The 20,028-nt window shown below is 67.2% G+C and carries 19 protein-coding genes; 6 read left to right on the top strand and 13 right to left on the bottom strand.

Features of this window, described 5'->3' with window-relative positions:
* Positions 1–32: 32 nt before the first annotated feature.
* From EKL94_RS00215 to EKL94_RS00165, 11 genes are all read right to left on the bottom strand, one after another.
* Positions 33–1,304, bottom strand: coding sequence for a glutamate-5-semialdehyde dehydrogenase (locus tag EKL94_RS00215; protein WP_126927507.1), 1,272 nt, complete (start codon positions 1,302–1,304; stop codon positions 33–35).
* A complete protein-coding gene (gene proB / locus EKL94_RS00210; protein ID WP_126927506.1) occupies positions 1,301–2,458 on the bottom strand; it encodes a glutamate 5-kinase in 1,158 nt (385 codons plus the stop codon). Before proB ends, EKL94_RS00215 begins: the two co-directional genes overlap by 4 nt.
* 11 nt (positions 2,459–2,469) lie before the next feature.
* Positions 2,470–2,733 (bottom strand): YciI family protein, encoded by a 264-nt coding sequence (locus EKL94_RS00205; protein ID WP_126927505.1) that lies wholly within the window; start codon positions 2,731–2,733, stop codon positions 2,470–2,472.
* The gene (gene argH, locus EKL94_RS00200; protein WP_126927504.1) at positions 2,733–4,028 is read right to left on the bottom strand and encodes an argininosuccinate lyase; all 1,296 of its coding nucleotides are present in this window, start codon (positions 4,026–4,028) and stop codon (positions 2,733–2,735) included. Before argH ends, EKL94_RS00205 begins: the two co-directional genes overlap by 1 nt.
* Positions 4,029–4,048: 20 nt before the next feature.
* Positions 4,049–5,002 (bottom strand): N-acetyl-gamma-glutamyl-phosphate reductase, encoded by a 954-nt coding sequence (gene argC, locus EKL94_RS00195; RefSeq protein WP_126927503.1) that lies wholly within the window; start codon positions 5,000–5,002, stop codon positions 4,049–4,051.
* The gene (locus EKL94_RS00190; protein WP_126927502.1) at positions 4,999–5,598 is read right to left on the bottom strand and encodes a GNAT family N-acetyltransferase; all 600 of its coding nucleotides are present in this window, start codon (positions 5,596–5,598) and stop codon (positions 4,999–5,001) included. Before EKL94_RS00190 ends, argC begins: the two co-directional genes overlap by 4 nt.
* Positions 5,599–5,603: 5 nt before the next feature.
* Entirely contained in the window at positions 5,604–6,932 is a 1,329-nt protein-coding gene (locus tag EKL94_RS00185; RefSeq protein WP_126927501.1) for an acetylglutamate kinase, read from the bottom strand.
* A gap of 75 nt (positions 6,933–7,007) precedes the next feature.
* Positions 7,008–8,096: an acetylornithine deacetylase gene (locus tag EKL94_RS00180; protein ID WP_126927500.1), complete on the bottom strand. Its 1,089-nt coding sequence runs from the start codon at positions 8,094–8,096 to the stop codon at positions 7,008–7,010.
* 87 nt (positions 8,097–8,183) lie between these two features.
* The gene (locus tag EKL94_RS00175; protein ID WP_126927499.1) at positions 8,184–9,380 is read right to left on the bottom strand and encodes an argininosuccinate synthase; all 1,197 of its coding nucleotides are present in this window, start codon (positions 9,378–9,380) and stop codon (positions 8,184–8,186) included.
* Positions 9,381–9,498: 118 nt separating this feature from the next.
* Positions 9,499–10,509 (bottom strand): N-acetylornithine carbamoyltransferase, encoded by a 1,011-nt coding sequence (locus EKL94_RS00170; protein WP_126927498.1) that lies wholly within the window; start codon positions 10,507–10,509, stop codon positions 9,499–9,501.
* A gap of 318 nt (positions 10,510–10,827) precedes the next feature.
* Positions 10,828–11,397, bottom strand: a complete 570-nt coding sequence (locus EKL94_RS00165; protein WP_032129397.1) for a glycine zipper 2TM domain-containing protein — start codon at positions 11,395–11,397, stop codon at positions 10,828–10,830.
* A 188-nt stretch (positions 11,398–11,585) separates the two neighbouring features.
* Here EKL94_RS00165 and cysS point away from each other — a divergent pair, with 188 nt between their 5' ends.
* The 3 genes from cysS to EKL94_RS00150 are packed head-to-tail and all read left to right on the top strand — an operon-like array spanning position 11,586 to position 14,712.
* Positions 11,586–12,962, top strand: a complete 1,377-nt coding sequence (gene cysS, locus EKL94_RS00160; RefSeq protein ID WP_126927497.1) for a cysteine--tRNA ligase — start codon at positions 11,586–11,588, stop codon at positions 12,960–12,962.
* 53 nt (positions 12,963–13,015) lie between these two features.
* Positions 13,016–13,468, top strand: coding sequence for a SufE family protein (locus tag EKL94_RS00155; RefSeq protein WP_010486631.1), 453 nt, complete (start codon positions 13,016–13,018; stop codon positions 13,466–13,468).
* Complete coding sequence (locus EKL94_RS00150) at positions 13,465–14,712, top strand: MFS transporter (protein ID WP_126927496.1); 1,248 nt, start codon at positions 13,465–13,467, stop codon at positions 14,710–14,712. Before EKL94_RS00155 ends, EKL94_RS00150 begins: the two co-directional genes overlap by 4 nt.
* Before the next feature lie 548 nt (positions 14,713–15,260).
* Here EKL94_RS00150 and dksA read toward each other — a convergent pair.
* The gene (dksA, locus tag EKL94_RS00145; RefSeq protein WP_126927495.1) at positions 15,261–16,490 is read right to left on the bottom strand and encodes an RNA polymerase-binding protein DksA; all 1,230 of its coding nucleotides are present in this window, start codon (positions 16,488–16,490) and stop codon (positions 15,261–15,263) included.
* 272 nt (positions 16,491–16,762) lie between these two features.
* Here dksA and yidD point away from each other — a divergent pair, with 272 nt between their 5' ends.
* From yidD to EKL94_RS00130, 3 genes are read left to right on the top strand one after another with little or no spacing between them, the layout of a single operon-like run.
* Complete coding sequence (gene yidD / locus EKL94_RS00140; protein WP_005414016.1) at positions 16,763–17,017, top strand: membrane protein insertion efficiency factor YidD; 255 nt, start codon at positions 16,763–16,765, stop codon at positions 17,015–17,017.
* A gap of 1 nt (position 17,018) precedes the next feature.
* The gene (locus EKL94_RS00135) at positions 17,019–18,365 is read left to right on the top strand and encodes a dihydroorotase (RefSeq protein ID WP_126927494.1); all 1,347 of its coding nucleotides are present in this window, start codon (positions 17,019–17,021) and stop codon (positions 18,363–18,365) included.
* On the top strand, positions 18,365–19,213 hold the full coding sequence (locus tag EKL94_RS00130; RefSeq protein ID WP_126927493.1) for a M23 family metallopeptidase: 849 nt from the start codon (positions 18,365–18,367) through the stop codon (positions 19,211–19,213). Before EKL94_RS00135 ends, EKL94_RS00130 begins: the two co-directional genes overlap by 1 nt.
* 110 nt (positions 19,214–19,323) lie before the next feature.
* On the opposite strand, the gene EKL94_RS00125 is transcribed toward EKL94_RS00130, so the two are convergent.
* A complete protein-coding gene (locus EKL94_RS00125) occupies positions 19,324–20,028 on the bottom strand; it encodes a squalene/phytoene synthase family protein (protein WP_126927492.1) in 705 nt (234 codons plus the stop codon).

Here is a 20,028-nt window from a genome sequence, read left to right as displayed (position 1 = left end):
TACCGCGAAGAGCATCCACGCATGGCGTGGATCTACCTGCGCGTCTGCCCTTCACCGCGCACGACAAATCGTTCGACGGTGAGTGCCTCCAGGCCCATCGGGCCGTAGGCATGCAGGCGCGTGGTGGAGATGCCGATTTCGCTGCCCAGGCCCAGCTGGCCGCCATCGGAGAAGCGCGAGGAGGCATTGACCATCACCACCGCCGAGCGCAGTGCGTTGACGAAGCGCTCGGCGTGGCCGGCGTCTTCGGTCGCGATCACTTCGGTATGGTCGGAGGTATAGCGGCGGATGTGCGCGATGGCCGCATCGAGGTCGTCGACCACGCGCACGGCCAGCACCAGGTCGAGGAATTCGGCAGCGTAATCCTCCTCGGTCGCCGCCATGCTGCCCGGCAGCAGCGGTTGCGCCAGTGCATCGGCGCGCAGCTGTACGCCATGCTCGCCGAGCGCCTGCGCCACGCGCGGCAGGAACGCTTCGGCCACATCGCGGTGCACCAGCAAGGTCTCCAGCGAATTGCAGGCCGACGGACGACTGCACTTGCCGTCCACCAGCAGATCGATGGCTTTGCCGAGGTCGGCGCTGGCATCCACGAACAGGTGGCAGACACCCTTGTAATGCTTGATCACCGGCACCCGCGCATGCTCGGCAACGAAGCGGATCAGGCCTTCGCCCCCGCGCGGAATCGCCAGATCGATCAGTTCATGCAGCTGCAGCAGCTCCAGCATTGCTTCGCGGCGCAAGTCGGTCAGCACGGTCACTGCCGCCGCCGGTACGCCATTGGCCTGCAGGGCGCCGGCCAGCGCCTGGGCGATGGCGGTGTTGGAGTGGATCGCTTCGGAACCACCGCGCAGGATCACGCCATTGCCGGCCTTCAGGCACAGCGCGGCCGCTTCGGCGGTCACGTTCGGGCGCGCCTCGTAGATCATCGCGATCACGCCCAGCGGCACGCGTACCTTCTGCACGCGGATGCCGTTTGGACGCACATCGTCGCGGGTGATCTGGCCGACCGGATCGGGCAGCGCGGCGACCTCACGCACAGCTTCGGCCATCGCGAACAGGCGTGCCGGGTCCAGCGCCAGGCGGTCGAGCATGGCACTGCCAATGCCTTTCTCGCGCGCAGCGGCAAGGTCGCGCGCATTACCGGCCAGGATCAGCCCGGCATTCACTTCCAGTGCCTGGGCCATCGCCAGCAGCAGCGTGCGGCGCGCCGCACTGTCAAGGCCGGCAACGATCTGGGCCGCGTCACGGCAGGCACGCGCCTGCGCTTCGATTTCGCTCATCGGGGAGTCCTTCAAACCGGTCATGGCAGCACCAGATCGTCGCGATGGACGACACTGCCACCGTAGTTGTAGCCCAGCACGGCCTCGATGTCGCGCGAATGGCGGCCGGCGATCCGGCGCACATCATCGGCCGCGTACTGGCTGACGCCGCGCGCCACGCAGACACGGCCCTGTGGCGCGTTCCAGCACACCTGCACCATGTCGCCACGGCGGAACACGCCCTCCGCGCCGGTGATGCCACCGGGCAGCAGCGAGGCGCCCTTCTCGCGCATGGCCTGCGCCGCGCCGGCATCGATCACGATCGCCCCCTCGACCAGCGGCGCGTGCCGCAGCCAGTGCTTGCGGGCCGCCTCACGGCTGCGTGCGGCGTGGATACGGGTACCGAACAGGCGGTCCTGGGCCAGCGCGCGTACCACGTCATTGCTGCGGCCATTGAACAGATAGGTTTCGATACCGAGGCGACCGGCCTTGGCCGCCGCTTCCAGCTTGGTCCGCATGCCGCCGGTGCCGGCGCGCGAGCCGGCGCCACCGGCCATCGCCAGCACCTCGTCATTCAGTTCCGGCACGTCGTGCAGCGGCCGCGCGTCGGCCACGGTACGCGGGTCGGCGCTGTACAGGCCATCGATGTCGGTGGCGATGAACAGCGCATCGGCATCGACCAGCGCCGCCACGGTGGCGGCCAGGTTGTCGTTGTCGCCGAGCTTGAGCTCATCCACCGACACGGTGTCGTTCTCGTTGACCACCGGCAACGCGCCCAGGCGCAGCAGTTCACTCAGCGTGGCGCGTGCATTGAGGTAGCGCCGGCGGTTGCGCAGGTCGTCGTGGGTCAGCAGCACCTGCGCCACCGGGCGCTCGAAGAAGCGCTGCCAGAGCCCGATCAGCTGGGCCTGGCCGAGCGCTGCCAGGGCCTGCCGCGCCGCCATCGCCGCGCCAGGCTCATCGGCCCGCGGCAGGATCGCGCGCCCGGCAGCGACCGCGCCGGACGACACGATCACCACCTCGCGCCCGGCCAGTACGTTGGCCGAGACGAACTGCGCCAGGCCCAGCGCGTGGCGTGGCGACAGGCCGCCGCCATCGGCTGCCAGCAGGCTGCTGCCGACCTTCAGCACCGCACGCCGCCAGGGTGGCAGCGCTTGTTCGGGGAACGGCGAGGCGACGTGGGCAGCGTGCTGGATCATCGGTCAGGCTCTCAGCGGGTGTTCCATTCGTGCACGGTCAGGTCGGAGGCCTGCATCGTCACCAGCGGATCGGTGGCGACGATGGCCTGCGCCTGCGCCAGGCTGTCCACGTTGCACAACACATAGGCGCCACCGCTGCCGTCGGCGAAACCACCGGTCAGCTGCAGCTTGCCCTGCGCCTGCAACGCATCGAGGAAATCGCGGTGCGGCTGCACCGCTGCATCGTTGAATTCCGGCCGGCGCATCGCCATCACCAGGTAGACGGTGCCCGCCATCAGGACAGCGCCTGCCAGCGCGCGCGCAGCTCGCCCAGGCGCAGGTCAGCGGCCGAACCCGGCGACACGCGTGTGGCCAGGCTGCCTTCCGGGGTACGCCCCTGCCCTGCACTGTCGGCACCGGCCGCAGCGGCCTTGTAGGCCTCACGGAACGGCACGCCGGCCACGGCCGCTTCCACGGCGACGTCGGTGGCATACATGCCCGAATCGATGGCCGCACGCAGCTTGTCGTCGCGCCATTCCAGGTTGGCCAGCAGCGCCGGCAGCAGCTCCAGCGCTGCCAGGCCACGGCCGAAGCCGTGGAAGATAGCGCCCTTGGACGACTGCAGGTCGCGGTGGTAGCCCGACGGCAGCGACAGCAACTGCTCGATCTCGGTGCGCGCGGCGGCGACGCTGGCGTGGGTGGCGCGCATCAGCTCGATCACATCCGGATTGCGCTTGTTGGGCATGATCGAACTGCCGGTGGTGTACTGCGCCGGCAGCGCGACGAAGCCGAACTCGGCACTGGTGAACAACGACAGGTCCCAGGCGATGCGGCGCAGATCCAGCGTGGCGCCACCGAGCGCCTCCAGCGCGGCCAGTTCGAACTTGCCGCGCGACAGCTGCGCATAGATCGGCGAGATCTGCATGCGCGCAAAACCGAGCGCCGCCGTGGTGTGCTCGCGGTCCAGCGGCAGGTTCACGCCGTAGCCGGCGGCGGTGCCGAGCGGATTGGCATCGACCAATGCATGGGTGTCGTGCGCGCGGATGGCGTTGTCGATGAAGGCCTCGGCCCAGCCGGCCCACCACATGCCGGCCGAGGACACCACGGCACGCTGGATGTGGGTATAGCCGGGAATCGGCAGATCCTTCTCGGCCTGTGCGCGGTCCAGCGCGACCTTCGCCACTTCCGCGCTGAGCTGGGCCACGCGCTGCAGCTTCTCCTTCAGCCACAGGCGGGTGGCGACCAGGATCTGGTCGTTGCGGCTGCGGCCGGTGTGGATCTTGCGGCCGGCATCGCCGAGGCGTTCGGTCAGGCGCGCTTCGATCGCCGAGTGGCCATCTTCGTACTGCGTATCCAGCACGAAGCGGCCTTCGCGGAAGTCCTGCGCCAGGATCTCCAGTTCGCGCAGCAGGCCAGCCAGTTCATCGGCGCTGAGGATGCCGATGTGCTGCAGTCCCTGCGCATGCGCGGCGCTGGCGGCGATGTCGTGCAGGAAAAACTCGCGGTCGAGGATCACGTCATCGCCGGCGAGGAAGGTCTGGATCTGTGCGTCGACAGCGACGCCGGGCTTCTGCCAAAGAAGGTCTGCCATGGGGGCTCCGGAATACGTGTTCAGTGCGGGATCGACGTCAGTTCGTCGATGCCCAGCGCGAGGTTGAGGTTCTGCATGGCCTGGGTGGCCGCACCCTTGAGCAGGTTGTCCAGGGTCGCCACCACGACGACCCGCTTACCGCCCGGGGCGAGCGTGAAGCCACCGACCTGGGCACCGTGGCGACCGGCGATGCGGCTTACCCACGGCGCGTCATCCACCACTTCGATCAGGGATTCGCCGGCATAGGCCTGCTGGAAGCGCTCGACGATCTGTTCGCGGGTCTGCACGCGGTTCAGCCACAGGTTGGCGGTGAGCGTGATGCCCCGGAAATGCGGCGCGACGTGCGGCATGAATTCAACAGCCACGCCCAGCTGCACCGACACCTCGCGCTCGTGCACGTGGTTGGTCAGCGCATATGGCATCAGGTTGTCGGCCAGCAGCTCGACGTTGTTCTTGTCCGACGGCGTGGTACCGGCACCGGAGTAGCCGGAGACACCGAAGCACTGCGGTGGGCCGGCCAGCAGGTCCAGCAGCGGATGCACCGCCAGCTGCATCGCCGTGGCATAGCAGCCCGGGTTGCTGATGTGCTTCTGGCCGTTGTAGCGGCCGCGGGTCAGCTCCGGCAGGCCGTAGTACCAGCTGTTGTCGAAACGGTAGTCGGCCGAGAGATCGACGATGACGGTGTCCGGCTTCGCCGCTTCCAGCGCAGCCACGAACGGCGCGGCCAGGCCATTGGGCAGGGCCAGGATCACCGCGTCCACACCCTTGGCGGCCACCGCGTCGGCGTCCAGGTTCTCGTACTGCAGCTCGCCCTGGAATTCCGGATGGTGGTCGGACAGGCGCTGTCCGGCGCGCTCGCGCGAAGAGACAAAGGCCAGTTTCAGCCGCGGATGCGCGGCCACCAGCTTGATCAGCTCGGCGCCGGTATGGCCGCGGGCACCGACGATGCCAAGGGTAAAGGTCGAATCGTTCATGCGTGACTGTCCAGGCGGTACTGCAGGTGGCGCTTCACGCCCTGCCATTCCGCATCGATGATGGAGAAGATGACGGTGTCACGCGGCGTGCCATCGGCGTGCCGCCTATGGTTGCGCAGCACGCCATCCTGCTTGGCGCCCAACCGCGCGATGGCCGTGCGCGATGCGAAGTTGAACCAGCTGGTTTCGAACACCACACTCAGGCACTCCAGCCGCTCGAAGGCATGACTGAGCAGCATCAGCTTGCTCTCCGAATTGACCCCGGTGCGCTGCACCGATTCGTCATACCAGGTGTAGCCGATGCTCAGGCGCGGCACGTCCGGCTGCAGATCGTAGTAGCGGGTGGTGCCGACGATCTGGTCGTTGGCATCGAACACCACGAACGGCAGCACCTTGCCTTCGGCCTGCGCCTGCAGCGCTGCCTGCACGTAGCCGGTCATGGTTTTCGCATCCGGAACCTGGGTGTACCAGAGCTTTGACAACGAACCGTCGCCCAATGCCCCGCGCAGGCCATCGATATGGCTCATCTGCAGCGGCTCCAGCCGCGCATGCGCGCCAGCCAGCGTGGGAACCCGTGTCCAATCAGCATGATTCATCGCGCTCAGCCCTCCAGGCTCGGCGCTCGCACGCCGCAGTGGTCGACATAGGTCCTGATGCGGTCGATGCCATCGGCACCGTACCAGAACACCTTCCAGTGATCCTGCTTGTAGCAGCCCTCGGATTCGGCGTAGTAGAAGTGATTGATCGGATTGCCGTGGCGCGAGCGCCAGAACAGCTGCGGGGTTTCCTCCAGCATCACGTTCCAGACCGCACGGCCCAGGCCTTCGCCCTGCGCGTCGTCGAGCACGGCGAACTTGTCCAGGTACACGCCCTCTGCCTCGTCGGTGAGGATCACTGCGGTGCGGTAATTCTCGCTGACATAGGCACGCAACAGCTTGGTCTTCTGGAAATAGTCCGGCACCAGCGTGCGGCCGAAGCTGGATTCGATCAGGCCCTTCAGGCGCGGCAGGTCCAGTTCATCCCAGGCGGTGGCGCGCAGCACTTTTTCGCCCTTGCGCACCAGCGTGCCCGAACCCTTGTGGGTGAACAGTTCCTTGGCCAAGTCGGCCGGGCGGGTGATCGACACCGACGATTCCAGCGGCAGGCGGTCGAGCAGATCCTTGATCTGTTCGATCTTCACCTTCATGCCGCCGTGGATCCACGGCTGCGCGATCAGGTGGTCATACTCAGTGGACAGGTTGATCGAATCGATCACGTTGCCCTGCTCGTCCAGCAGGCCGCCGGTGCCGGTCAGGAAGATGATCTTGTACGGTTGCAGCTCCTGCACGAGCTCGTTGGCGGCGAAGTCGGCGTTGACGTTGAGGATCTGGCCGCCGGCGGTTTCGCCCAGGCTGGTGATGACCGGGATCGAACCGGCGCGCAGGCTGGCCTCGATCGGTGCCAGGTTGACCTTCTTCACCTCGCCGACCAGGCCGTAGGTATCCACGTCCAGATACTCGGCCTCGAACACGCCGCCGGTGATCGAGGTGGCGCGCGCACCGTTCTGCTGCAGCGCCTCGACCAGGCGCAGGTTGGACTGCTGGAACACCCGGCGCACGATCGCCAGCGCTTCCGGCGAAGTCACGCGCAGGCCATTGACGGTCTGCTTCTCGATACCGGCGGCCGACAGTTCAGCATCCAGCTGCGGGCCGGCGCCATGCAGCACGATCGGGGTCAGCCCGACCTCCTGCAGGAACGACAGCGAAGAGGTCAGCGCGTCGAGGTCGTCGCGCAGCACCGCGCCGCCGACCTTGACCACGGCGAAGCGCTTGGCGTCCAGCTGCGAAAAGCGCTTGAGGTACTGGCTGATCTCCTTCGCGCTGGCCATGCTGGAAAGCAGGCGCACGATGGTCTGGCGGGTCTGGCGGTGGGGCTGGAGGGCAGGAGACATTTCGGTTTCGTCACAGGCGGCGGTCGCCGCGTTGCAGTTCCACCCGGCCAGGGCCGGGCGGCGTTGTGGGGTCGATCAGGCGCCGGCGGCGATGATGCGGTGCACGGCGTCGGTGTAGCGCTGCAGCTGGTCCAGCGTCACGAACTCATCGGCGGTGTGGGCCTGGGCGATGTCGCCCGGGCCGAACACCAGCGTGGTGTAGCCAGCAGCGGAGAACAGCGAGGCCTCTGTCCAGAAGTCCACCGCGTTGCCGATCGGCAGTTCCAGCGCATCGGCCACGTCGCGCGCCAGCAGGCGGCGGTTCTCGGCTTCGGCGATGTCACCGGCCGGCAGGCTTGGGCCACGGAAGGTCTCGGTGAACACGGCGGCTTCCGGTTCGGCGAAACCGGCGAAGGTCGCCAGCAGGCCATCGATGTCCATCGACGGCAGCGGACGGAAGCCGAAACGCACTTCGGCAGCCGGTGCGATCATGTTGGCCTTGATCCCACCTTCGACGCGTCCGATGTTGAAACGCAGGCCGGTCAGTCCGCCAAAGCGCGCCGAGGCCAGCGATTCCACATGGTCCAGCGCGCGGTTGCCCCAGCGCATGGCCTGGTGCAGCGCACTGGCAGCCGCATCCTGCTTGCCCGAGGCGTGCCCGGCGCGGCCGGCGAACTGCATCAGCACCGAACTGATGCCACGATGCGCGAGCACGGCCTCGCTCATGGTCGGCTCGGCCACCAGCACCGCTTCATACGGCAGGCCACGCGCCAGGAACGCGGCGATGCAGCGCGGATCGTTGGCTTCCTCGTCGCTGGAGAACAGGAACGCAGCATCGCCATCGCTTGCATTGGCCGCGGCAACCAGCGCAGCGGCGGCGCCCTTGATGTCACACACGCCCAGGCCGACCACGCGGTCGTCCAGCCGGCGCATCACATGCGGGTCGGCACTCCAGTGCGGCGAGTCGGGCACGGTATCCAGGTGCGCGTTGAACAGGTACTTCGGCGTCCCACGCACGGCGTACAGGCTGACCGCACCCGCGCCATGGTCGATCACCTCGACGTTGAAGCCGGGCAGGTTCGCGCGCAGGTAATCGAAGATGCCACCGGTGGTGATCGCACGCGGCGGGTTGCGGGTGTCGAAGGACACCAGGGCCTGCAAGTGATCGAGCGTCTGTTCAAGCATGAATCAACAATCCTGGTAGTGCCGGCCGCTGGCCGGCAACGATGTCGGTGGTGAGTGCCGGCCAGCGGCCGGCACTACCGTCACAGGTCAACCGCGGTTCACCTGTGCATACAGGGTGGAGCTCATGCCGAACAGCTTGATGAAGCCCTCCGCCTCTTCCACGCCCCAGTCGGCCGACTGCGCGTAGGTGGCACCCTTGGTGTTGAGCAGGTGCGGCGACTTCACCGCCACCGCATCGACGCGGCCACCACGGGTTTCCAGCACCACTTCGCCGTTGACCTTGGCCTGCGAGGACTTCAGGAACGCCTCGATGTCGGTCTTCAGCGGGTCGTGGTAGAAGCCTTCGTACACCAGCTCCACCCACTTGCGCGCCACGTCCGGCTTGAAGCGGTTCTGCTGCTTGGTCAGCACGGCATCTTCCAGCGCGCGGTGTGCAGCCAGCAGCGAGACCAGGCCCGGGGCCTCGAACACGATGCGGCCCTTCAGGCCGATCACGGTGTCGCCGGTGTAGACGCCGCGGCCAACGCCATACGGGGCGAACAGCTTGTTGAGCTGGGCCAGGATCTGGTCGCCCGGCAGCGCCTTGCCGTTCAGTTCAACCGCTTCGCCTTCGACGAACTTCAGGGTCACGCTCAGCGCCTGTTCCGGCCACTCGCTGCGCGGTGCGCACCAGCCACGTGCGCCTTCGCCCGGGGCTTCCCAACGGTCGATCTCGCCGCCGGACATGGTCAGGCCCAGCAGGTTTTCGTTGATGGTGTAGGCCTGCTGCTTGGCGCGCACGCCGAAGCCACGCTCTTCCAGGTACTTCTGCTCGTAGGCGCGGGTCTGGGTGTGTTCCTTCTGGATCTCGCGGATCGGCGCGATGATCTGGTAGTCGCCCAGCGCCTTCACGGCCAGGTCGAAACGCACCTGGTCGTTGCCCATGCCGGTGCAGCCGTGGGCGATGATGTTGGTGCCCAGCTCGGCAGCACGCTTCAGTGCGGCATCGACGATCAGGTAGCGGTCCGAGACCAGCAGCGGGTACTGGCCCTGGTAGCCTTCGCCGGCCCACACGAACGGCTTGACGAAGCCTTCCCAGATGGCCGGGCCACCATTGACGGTGACATGGCTGGCCACGCCCAGCTCGGCGGCGCGCTTCTCGATGAAATCGCGCTCTTCATCATCCACACCGCCGGTGTCGGCGAACACGGTGTGCACGTTGTAGCCACGCTCCTGCAGGTACGGCACGCAGAAGCTGGTATCCAGGCCGCCGGAGAAGGCGAGAACGACGTCTTTGTTGCTCATGGGGGTCAGGTCCACTTGGGGATGGGAATTCGGTAGAGCCGACCGCTGGTCGGCTGGAATGTTGGATGCACCGCTGCGGGAGCTGCCGACCAACGGTCGGCGCTACCCCTTGTTCGATCTAGCGCCCGGCAACCGCCGCCATGATCGCCTTCTGCACGTGCAGTCGGTTCTCGGCTTCGTTGATGGCGATGCACTGCGGCGAATCCATCACCGCATCGGTGGCCTTCACGTTGCGGCGCAGCGGCAGGCAGTGGCTGAACACACCGTTGTTGGTCAGCGCCATCTTCCGCTCGTCCACGATGAAGTGCTTGAACTGGTCGCGGATCGGCTTTTCCGGTTCCCAGTTGCCGAAGAACGGCAGCGCGCCCCAGCTCTTGGCGTAGACCACGTCGGCGCCGGCGTAGGCGCTGTCGATGTCATGGCTGATCTTCAGCGAACCGCCGCTTTCGGCCACGTTCTGCTCGGCCCAGCCCATGTAGCGGTCGTCGAGGATGTAGTCGGCGGTCGGGCACAGCAGGGTCACGTCCATGCCCATGCGGGTGGCGATGGTCAGCGCCGAGTTGGCCACTGCGGTGTTCAGCGGCTTGGGGTGGTAGGTCCAGGTCAGCACGTACTTCTTGCCACGCAGGTCCTGGGTGCCGAAGTGCTCCTGCAGGGCCATCACGTGGGCCAGCTCCTGGCACGGGTGGGTGATGGTCTCCATGTTGATGACCGGCACCGGCGAATACCTGGCGAAGCTGTTGAGGACGATGTCCTGGCGGTCGTAGGCCCAGTCGATGAACTTGGGGAACGCACGCACGGCGATGATGTCGCAGTAACGGCCCAGCACCTTGGCCACTTCAGCAATGTGTTCTTCGGTATCGCCGTCCATCACCGTGCCGAGGTTGAACTCGATCGGCCACGCATCCTTGCCCGGCTGCAGCACCACCGCGTGGGCACCCAGCTGGAACGCGCCCAGTTCGAAGCTGGTGCGGGTGCGCATGGACGGATTGAAGAACACCAGCGCGATCGACTTGCCCTTGAGCTGGTCGCCGAGCTTGTTGCGCTTGAACAGCGCGGCCTGGGTCAGCAGCGCGTCAAGATCGCTGCGGCTCCAGTCCTGGGTGTTCAGGAAGTGCTTGGGGGACATCATCTTTCCTTGCGTGGCGGCGCCGGGTTCGACGCGGTGGAAGGGAAAACAGGAAGCAAAGGTGGAACGAAAAGGTTGCAGTTGCAGCTTTCAGAACGCAGAAACGAAAAAACCCAGCCGGGCGGCTGGGTTTTTTTCGGACGAACAGCAAAAAGCTCCGGTTACCCAGCGAGGATGTGGGGTTCCGGTCGACGCGCACGCGAGGTCATGCCCGACGCCTGTCGGGCTGCGCTGCTGTCGTGCTGGAAGTCGGTGAGCTTCATGGTCAACCATCTTTGCATGCGCCCGGGGCCGGCGCAAGGGGCCGGGGTCGCAGAATCAGGGATTGCCGGCGGCGCCCTGCTCGGGGCCGACCCAGGGGGTGATCGATACCCGGATCTTGAGCCGGTTGCCGGGGTCTTCCGGCAGCCGTGAGCGGTACTTGGTGCCCTTGTAGACGTAATCCACGTCGTAGGCGATGGGCCTGCGGAATTCACGCCCCACCGGCACGATGCGGCAGTCACGGGTCAGCATCGGGCCATTGTTGGCGGGTGCCGGCGCCGGGGCGGGCGACTCGGCGGCGGTGTCCTCGGAGACCTCTTCATCGCTGCGCTTGAACATCGAGCGCACCGAGTCCCAGAAGCGGCTGATCCGGCCCTTGTCCTCGACCGGCTCCTCGCCGGTGACATTGACCGGCGCCAGGGTACGGGTCGAGACCGGCTCGCAGTGTTCTTCGGTGCGGGTCGCGCGCAGGGTCTGGAACACGGGTTCGACGTTCAGCACCTGCGCGTAGTCGAACTTCACGTTCTCCACGATCACCACCCGGTTACGGGGCTCGGCCTCCTGCGCCTGGGCCACGGCGGCCAGCGCCGACAGGCAGGCCAGGGTCAGCAACGCGGTGGATTTCATTGGCGAAGGGAGCAAGGACACGGCAATAGTGTAGGCAGTGGCGAGCGCAAGGGGCTGAACATTACCCGTCCACGCTGCTCCTGCCCACCCCACCTTGGGCGGACCCGGCGTCCACCGGTGGCAGGCGGTGCCCCCAAAGGGGGCCGACACGTTCTAAAATCACAGGCTTGTCCCCCAGCCACAGCCCCATGACCCTGCGCCTGCACAACAACCTGACTCGCCAGCTCGAACCGTTCACCCCGCTCGACCCGGCCTGTCCGACCCTGTATGTGTGCGGCCCCACGGTCTACAACTACGTGCACATCGGCAACGCCCGTGGCCCGGTGGTGTTCGGGGTGCTGGCCGATCTGCTGCGACGCCGTTTCGGCGGCCTGCGCTACGCGCGCAACATCACCGACGTGGACGACAAGATCAACACCGCTGCACGCGAGCAGGGGGTACCGATCAGCACCATCACCGACAAGTTCGCCGCCGCCTACCGTGAAGACATGGCCGCGCTGGGTGTGGTGCCGCCGGACATCGAGCCGGAGGTGACCGCGCACATTCCGCAGATCATCACCATGATCGAGCAGCTGATCGCCAACGGGCATGGCTACGCCGCCGAAGGCCACGTGCTGTTTGCGGTGGCCAGCTTCGAAGGCTACGGCAAGCTCTCGCGCCGCGACCCCGACGAAATGCTGGCCGGCGCCCGCGTCGACGTGGCCCCGTACAAGCGCGACCCGGGCGATTTCGTGCTGTGGAAGCCGTCCAGCGACGACCTGCCCGGCTGGGAATCGCCGTGGGGCCGGGGCCGTCCGGGCTGGCATATCGAGTGCTCGGCCATGGCCGCCGCCCACCTGGGCGAGACCATCGACATCCATGCCGGCGGCGTCGACCTGCAGTTCCCGCACCACGAGAACGAGCTTGCGCAGAGCGAATGCGCCCATGGCGGCAAGATCTTCGCCCGCTTCTGGCTGCACAACGGCATGCTCAACTTCGGCGGCGCCAAGATGAGCAAGTCGCTGGGCAACATCGAGCGCGTGCACGACCTGGTGCGCCAGCATCCGCCGGAAGCGCTGCGCCTGGCCCTGCTGTCGGCCCATTACCGGCAGCCGCTGGACTGGTCCGATGGCCTGATCGAGCAATCGGTGCGCACCCTGGACCGCCTGTACGGCACCCTGCGCGAACTGGCGTCGGTCGAGGCGGTCGTGGCGATCCCGGCCACGGTCGAGGCGACCCTGGATGACGACCTGAACACCCCGCAGGCGCTGGCCGAAGTGGCCCGTATCGCCGCCGATGCACGCCGGGCCACCGACCCGGCCGAACAGGCACGCCTGAAGGGCGAGCTTCTTGGTGCGGGCCTGGCCCTGGGCCTGCTGCAGGCCGACCCGGCACAGTGGTTCGGCACCGCCGCTGGCGATGACGGCGACGATGCCCGCATCCAGGGCCTGATCGACGAGCGTGCCGCCGCCAAGAAGGCACGCGACTTCGCCCGTTCCGATGCCATCCGCGACCAGCTGGCCGCCGAAGGCATCGTGCTGGAAGACACCCCGCAGGGCGTGCGCTGGTCGCGCAAGCGCGGCTGACCTGCCCTGCCCCGTGGCCGGTCCGCCGGCCACGCCCCACTGTAGAGACTGTTGTGACCGACTCCCCGTTCCCGCTTGAACCCACCGCCGCCGAGGCACAGACCGCCATCGCCGAGGAATTCGGCTTCTTCGGCGACTGGTCCGAGCGCTACCAGTACCTGATCGACCTCGGCCGCAAGCTGCCGGCCTTCCCGGAAGAATGGAAGACCGAAGAGCATCGCCTGCTCGGCTGCCAGTCGATGGTCTGGATCGTGCCGGAAGGCAATGCGCAGTCGCTGCGCTTCCATGCCATCAGCGATTCGGCCATCGTCTCCGGCCTGATCTTCCTGGCCCTGCGTGTGTACTCCGGGCGCTCGGCGCAGGAGATCCTGGCCACTGAACCGAGCTACATCCAGGACATCGGCCTGGCCCGCCACCTCTCGCCGACCCGCAGCAACGGCGTGGCGGCGATGCTGGCCTTCATCCGCGAGACCGCGCAGGCCCAGCTGCAGCGCGATCCGTCGTGAGCGAGCCTGCCACAGCGGAAGACACCGCGCTGGGCCTGCTGTCCCGGCCCGGCTTCGCCAAGCTGCTGGCATACCGCATCTTCGCGATGCTGTCCTACCAGGTGGTGGCGGTCACCGTTGGCTGGCACATCTACGAAGTCACCCGCAATCCGTTCTCGCTGGGCCTGATCGGCCTGGCTGAGGTGCTGCCGTTCTTCTGCGTGGCGCCATTCGCCGGCTATCTGGTCGATCATCTGCCGCGGCGCCGGTTGGGCATGGCGGCCTGCTCCGGACTGATCGCCACCGCGCTGGTACTGACCGGCGTGGCCAAGGGCTGGCTGCCGTTTGAAGGCGTGTGGCCCATCTATGCGGCCATCGCCCTGACCGGCATGGTCCGCGCCTTCCTGTCACCGATCTACAACGCGCTGTTCGCCCGCGTGCTGGCCCGCGATCAGTTCGCGCGCGGCGCCGGCCTCGGCGCGGTGGTGTTCCAGGCCGGCATGGTGGCCGGCCCGGCACTGGGTGGCGTGCTGGTCGGCTTCGGTGGCAAGGGCCTGTCCTACGCGGTGGCTACGGCCTTTGCGCTGGTGGCGATGGCCTGCCTGGCCACGCTGAAAGTGGAGGAGCCGGTGCACACCGGTCCTGCCGCGCCCATCTTCAAGAGCATCGCCGAAGGCGCGCGCTTCGTGGTCGGCAACCGGATCATGGTCGGGGCGATGGCGCTGGACATGTTCTCGGTGCTGCTCGGCGGCGTGGTGGCGATGCTGCCGGCCTTCCTGCACGAGACCCTGCACCACGGTCCGGAGGGCCTGGGCATCCTGCGCGCGATGCCGGCGCTCGGTTCGGTGTGCGTGGGCCTGTGGCTGGCCCGCCACCCGCTGCACCGCAATGCCGGCCGCGTGCTGCTGTTCGCGGTGGGTGGGTTCGGTCTGTGCGTGATCGGCTTCGGCCTGTCGCAACACTTCTGGCTGTCGGCGTTGATCCTGCTGTTCTATGGGGCCTTCGATGGCGTCTCGGTGGTGATCCGCTCGACCATCCTGCAGTTGGCCACGCCGGAAGAAATGCGCGGACGGGTGTCGTCGATCAACGGCATCTTCATCAGTTCGTCCAACGAGCTGGGCGCGTTCTATGCCGGCACGATGGCGAAGCTGCTCGGCCTGGTGCCGGCAGTGGTGCTGGGTGGGTTCGCGGTGCTGAGCGTGGCCGGGATCACCGCGTGGAAGAACCCGACGCTGCGGAAGTTGAATCTTCGCGACCTGCAGTGACGCTGCGAACAGCGGATTCGGCGGCGCCGGGCGTTTGGCTGGGGCCATTGCTCTCCCTCGATGATTGGGCTTGTCACTTTCTTTTCGCGAAAAGAAAGTAACCAAAGAAACGCTCCGCCATCCGCGAGCCGGCGCTGCGCACCGGTGCCCTGCGGTGCTCGGCTCGCTACAAGGCGGACCCAACAGCCGCGAGCGCACGCATGACCGCTCCTGGTAGAGCCAAGCCATGCTTGGCTGCTTTTGCTTTTGCTTTTGCTTTTGCTCTTCCTTGCCCTCCGGCTTCGGCCTGAGCCGAGCGTGGGCTCGGCTTTACAGCAACCGCGCACGCAGGAAACCGCCGAGAGCCTGCGGGTGGGTCCGGGCAGGACCGTCCGCGGCATGGATGCCGCGGCCGAGCTTACAGGGATGTACTTGCAGCGTGTCCTGCCCGGACCCACCCGCAGGCTCCACCCGATACCCGGAAGGCGCTGCTCTACACAGCCAACTCGAACCCAACAAAAAACCCGGCCGAGACCGGGTTTTTCGCATGACCATACAACGATCAGGAATCAGTCGCCCTGCTGCTTCTGCAGGTGCTCCCAACGCTCCTGGGCGTCGATGGTGCGTTCAGCGGTGAGGCGCGCTTCCAGGCGCTCCAGGCCGATTTCTTCGCCGGTGTCGACGCAGTAACCGTAGTCGCCCGCTTCCAGGCGCTTCAGGGTGCTGTCGATCTTGCCGATCAGCTTGCGGTAGCGGTCGCGGGTACGCAGTTCCAGCGAGTTCTCGGTCTCGCGGGTCGCGCGCTCGGCTTCGTCGCCGATGTCACGCACTTCCTCGCGAAGATTCTCGATGGTCTGCTTGGACTCTTCGACCAGGTCCGCGCGCCAGTTCTGCAGGCGCTGGCGGAAGTACTCCTGCTGCAGCGAGCTCATGTATTCCTCTTCCGAGGACGGCTTGTAGCCAGCCGGCAGGATCGGGCGGCCGGTGGCCTCGTCGGTCTTGTATTCGACCACCTTGTACTTGCTGCGCGGGGCCGGTGCCGCCGAGCGGGCGGCGACGGCCACGGCAACCTTGCCGACAGGGCGCGACACGGTCTTCGGGGCGGAATCGGATTTCACGGCGGTTTTGGCAGGCGATTTCGAAACGGGCACGGGATTCTTGGATTGCGGGGCCTTCAAAGCAGCAGGAGCGGCGGCCGGGGCCGGCTTGGAGGCCGGTTGGGCTGCTGCCACTGCCACGGTCTTGGCCGGGACAGGCTTGGCCGGAGCCGGCTTGGCAGCAGGCTTCGGTGCGGACTTCACTACTGGGGCCGGGGTCGGCTTTACGGCCGGCGCGGCAACATTCTTGGCAACCTTCTTTACAGCGGCAGGCGTGGCAACCGGCTTGGCCGCAGCGACCTTCTTTGCTGCGGGCTTGGCGACCGGCTTGACCGCAGCCTTCTTCACCACCGCCTTCGGCGCCGGCTTGGCTGCTGCCTTCTTCGCCACCGGCTTGGCGGCGGCCTTCTTCACCGGCGCGGCTTTGCTGGCGGCTTTCTTCACCACCGGCGCCTTCTTGCTGGCAGCGGCAGGCTTGGCCTTGGCGGGCGCAGCAGCCTTTTTCGCCACCGGCTTGGTTGCCTTGACCGGCGTTTTCTTTGCGGTGGCCTTCCTGGCCGCCGGTTGCGAGGACGCTGCCTTGGTCGCCGGCTTGCTGGCCGGCTTCTTGGCAACGGGCTTTGCCGCCAACTTCTTCACAACAGGCTTGGCGGTTTTCTTGGCGGCCGTTGCGGCCTTCTTTGCAGTTTTTTTAGCAGCCACGAAACGCTCTTCCTTGGATTCCCCGGGGCCCGGGAAAGCGGGCCTTTATAGCCTACCCGACCCGCAGCAGCAACCTCGACCCCCTGCTCCATTCAGTCCTGGAGTCAAGGCGCCCTTGGAGGCAGTCCGACGAACACGGACCGCCTTGCGCGGTACGGAACCTGGCCAGCACCCGAAGGTGCTGGTACCGGTCGCAGGCCATCGGCGACATGCGACCAACGGCCCATCCTGCACAAATGCGGCCTTCATGCCAACTGGCATAAGATGACTGGGTGATCTCGCGCCTGCTCATCGCCCTGCTGCGCTTCTACAAGCGCTTCATCAGCCCCTTGCTGGGGCCACGCTGCCGTTTCGTGCCGAGCTGTTCTGAATACGCGATGGAAGCCATCTCGCGGCACGGCCCGCTGCGCGGCAGCTGGCTGGCTGCGCGCCGGCTCGGTCGCTGCCACCCGTTCCATCCCGGCGGCTTCGACCCCGTGCCCGAGTCTCCCAACGCCCCCTCTTGCCGTTGCACAGGAAAACACTGACATGTCCTCCACCCTCATCACCAACGCCCGCATGGTCAACGAAGGCCGCACCTTCGACGGCGACCTGCGCATCGAGAACGGCCGCATCGCGCAGATCGGCAGTGGGCTGGCGCCGCGCGAGGGCGAGCAGGTGGTGGACGCGGCCGGGCGTTGGCTGCTGCCCGGCATGATCGATGACCAGGTGCACTTCCGCGAGCCGGGCCTGACCCACAAGGGCGACATCGCCAGCGAATCGGCGGCGGCCGTGGCCGGTGGCCTGACCAGCTTCATGGACATGCCCAACACCAACCCGCCGACGCTGGATTCGACCATCCTGGAAGCCAAGTACGAGCTCGCGCGCGGCCGCGCCTGGGCCAACTACGGCTTCTACCACGGCGCCAGCAATGACAACCTGGACGCGATCCGCGCCCTGGACCCGAAGAAGGCCCCGGGCGTGAAGGTGTTCATGGGTGCCTCCACCGGCAACATGCTGGTGGACAACCCGGAAACGCTGGACGCGATCTTCCGCGAGTGCCCGACCCCGATCATCACGCACTGCGAAGACACGCCGATGATCGATGCCAACCTGAAGGCCTTCCAGGAAAAGTACGGCGACGCACTGACCCCGGACATGCATCCGGACATCCGTTCGCGCGAGGCCTGCATCAAGTCGACCCGCCTGGCGATGTCGCTGGCACGCAAGCACGGCACCCGCCTGCATGTGCTGCACATCTCCACCGCCGACGAGCTGGCGCTGTTCGAGAAGGGGCCGCTGATCCGCGCCGATGGGAGCCGCAAGCAGATCACCGCTGAAACCTGCGTGCACTTCCTGCACTTCGCGCGCCCGGACTATGCGACCAAGGGCAACCTGATCAAGTGCAACCCGGCGATCAAGGAAGTGTCCGACCGCGAAGCAATCACCGCTGCGCTGGCCGACGACGTGCTGGACGTGCTGGCCACCGACCACGCGCCGCACACCTGGGAAGAGAAGCAGAAGCCGTACGCGCAGGCACCGTCCGGCCTGCCGCTGGTGCAGTACGCGCTGGTCGCCGCGCTGGAACGCGTGCACGAAGGCAAGCTGACCCGCGAGCAGGTGGTGCAGAAGTTCGCGCATGCCCCGGCGCAGCTGTTCGACGTGGAAGAACGCGGCTTCCTGCGCGAAGGCTACTTCGCCGATCTGGTGCTGGTCGAGGACGTGCCGTTCACCGTCAAGCGCGAGGACGTGCTGTCCAAGTGCGGCTGGTCGCCGTTTGAAGGCACCACCTTCCGTTCGCGCGTGGCCTCCACCTGGGTGAACGGCCAGTTGGTGTGGGACGGCAGCAACCTGGTGGGTGAACCGGCCGGCCAGCGCATGACCTACGACCGCTGATGCGCAAGGTACTTCTGTTCGGAGCGCTGCTGCTGGCTGCGCCCCTGCTCACCGCACCGGCAGCCCAGGCGCAGGATGGCATCGGCAGCCTGATCGACAGCCGCGTGGTGTTCCCGGCCAGTGCGTCGCAGGGCGCGCTGGTGATCGGCAAGGTTCCCGCCGGCAGCCGCGTGCAGTACGCCGGCCGCCAGCTGCGGGTGAGCGGCTATGGCAGCGTGGTGTTCGGCATCGGCCGCGACGAGAAGGGACCATTGCGCGTGCAGGTGCAGCGCCCCGATGGTGGCAGCGAGACCGCGACCATTGTGGTGACGCCGCGCGACTGGCCCACCGAGCGGGTCAACGGCGTGCCGCCGAAGACGGTCAATCCGCCGCCGGCGATTGCCGAGCGGATCAAGCGCGAACAGGCGCAGGTGACTGCCGCGCGTGCCCGCGATGACGACCGCACCGACTTCACCCAGACCTTCATCTGGCCGGTGCAGGGCCGCATCAGCGGCCGCTTCGGCAATGCCCGCGTGTACAACGGCCAGCCCGGTGCCGGTCATTCCGGCATGGACATCGCCGTGCCCACCGGCACCCCGGTGAAGGCTCCCGCCGCCGGCATCGTGACCTTCGCCGGCCCGGACCTGTACCTGACCGGCGGCACCCTGCTGCTCGACCACGGTTTCGGGGTCAGTTCCAACTTCCTGCACCTGTCGCGCATCGACGTAAAAGTTGGCGACCGTGTGGAACAAGGCCAGGTGATCGCCGCGGTCGGCGCCACCGGTCGTGCCACCGGCCCGCACCTGCACTGGGGCATGAACTGGTTCGATACCCGTATCGATCCGTTGCTGGTGCTGGAACGCAAGTAACGCGCGCAATGCGCTTTGGTGGGCGCCGACCTTGGTCGGCACAACCTCACAGAGCGTGCGGACCAAGGTCCGCACCCACCCGACCCCAGGTCCGCACCCACCAGAATCGATCAACCGCGCGCGGCCCACCACACGCGCAGCAAGGTGCGCACCGGGGTGGCTTCAATCGGCTTGCCTGCGGCCTGCGCGGCAACGCGCGCGCGCGCCAGGCTGGACCACACGCGGCGCGGGCGCGGGCCGGGCACGCGGGTGCCCCACCCCTTCAACAGATGCTGCGCCCAGCGCTGCGCGGCGCTGCTGGCATCACCGTCCAGCAGGCTGCGCGGCACACCGGCCACGCCGGCATCCTGCAGGCGCTGGGCCAGGGTCTGAAGCTGCACCGCACGGCCTGCGCCGGTGCGCGGCTTGTCCGCGAACAAAGCCGCCTCCACCGCGGCTACGGCTTCAGCGTAATTGGCCAGCGCACGCTCGGCTCCGGCCGCATCCAGTGCGACGGTACGCGCTTCAACCAGATCCGGCAGCGCCTCGGCCAGCTGCGCCCATGGCGCGCGCACCGGCTCCAGCAGACGGCCCAGCGGATGGCGCGAACGATGCGCGGCCCAGCTGCGCAGTTCCTCGCCCCACCACGCCAGCTTGGCGTCGGCCGGCAGCGGATCGCCGCCGGTGTTGAGCATGTCGTCGAACTCCTGCAGCAGCGCGAACCACGCCACGGCAAGCTCGCGTTGCGATTCGGCCACGAACGGGGCGGCCACCGACCATTCCGGCCAACGGCTGCGCCACTTGTCGAGGAAACTGTCCAGCGCGGTACTGCTCAC

Origin of the sequence: Stenotrophomonas maltophilia (assembly GCF_003970865.1) — a bacterium.
In the GTDB taxonomy this organism is placed as follows: domain Bacteria; phylum Pseudomonadota; class Gammaproteobacteria; order Xanthomonadales; family Xanthomonadaceae; genus Stenotrophomonas; species Stenotrophomonas maltophilia_AR.
Note: the sequence above shows the minus strand (reverse complement) of the source record. Positions and strands in the feature narration are given on the sequence as shown.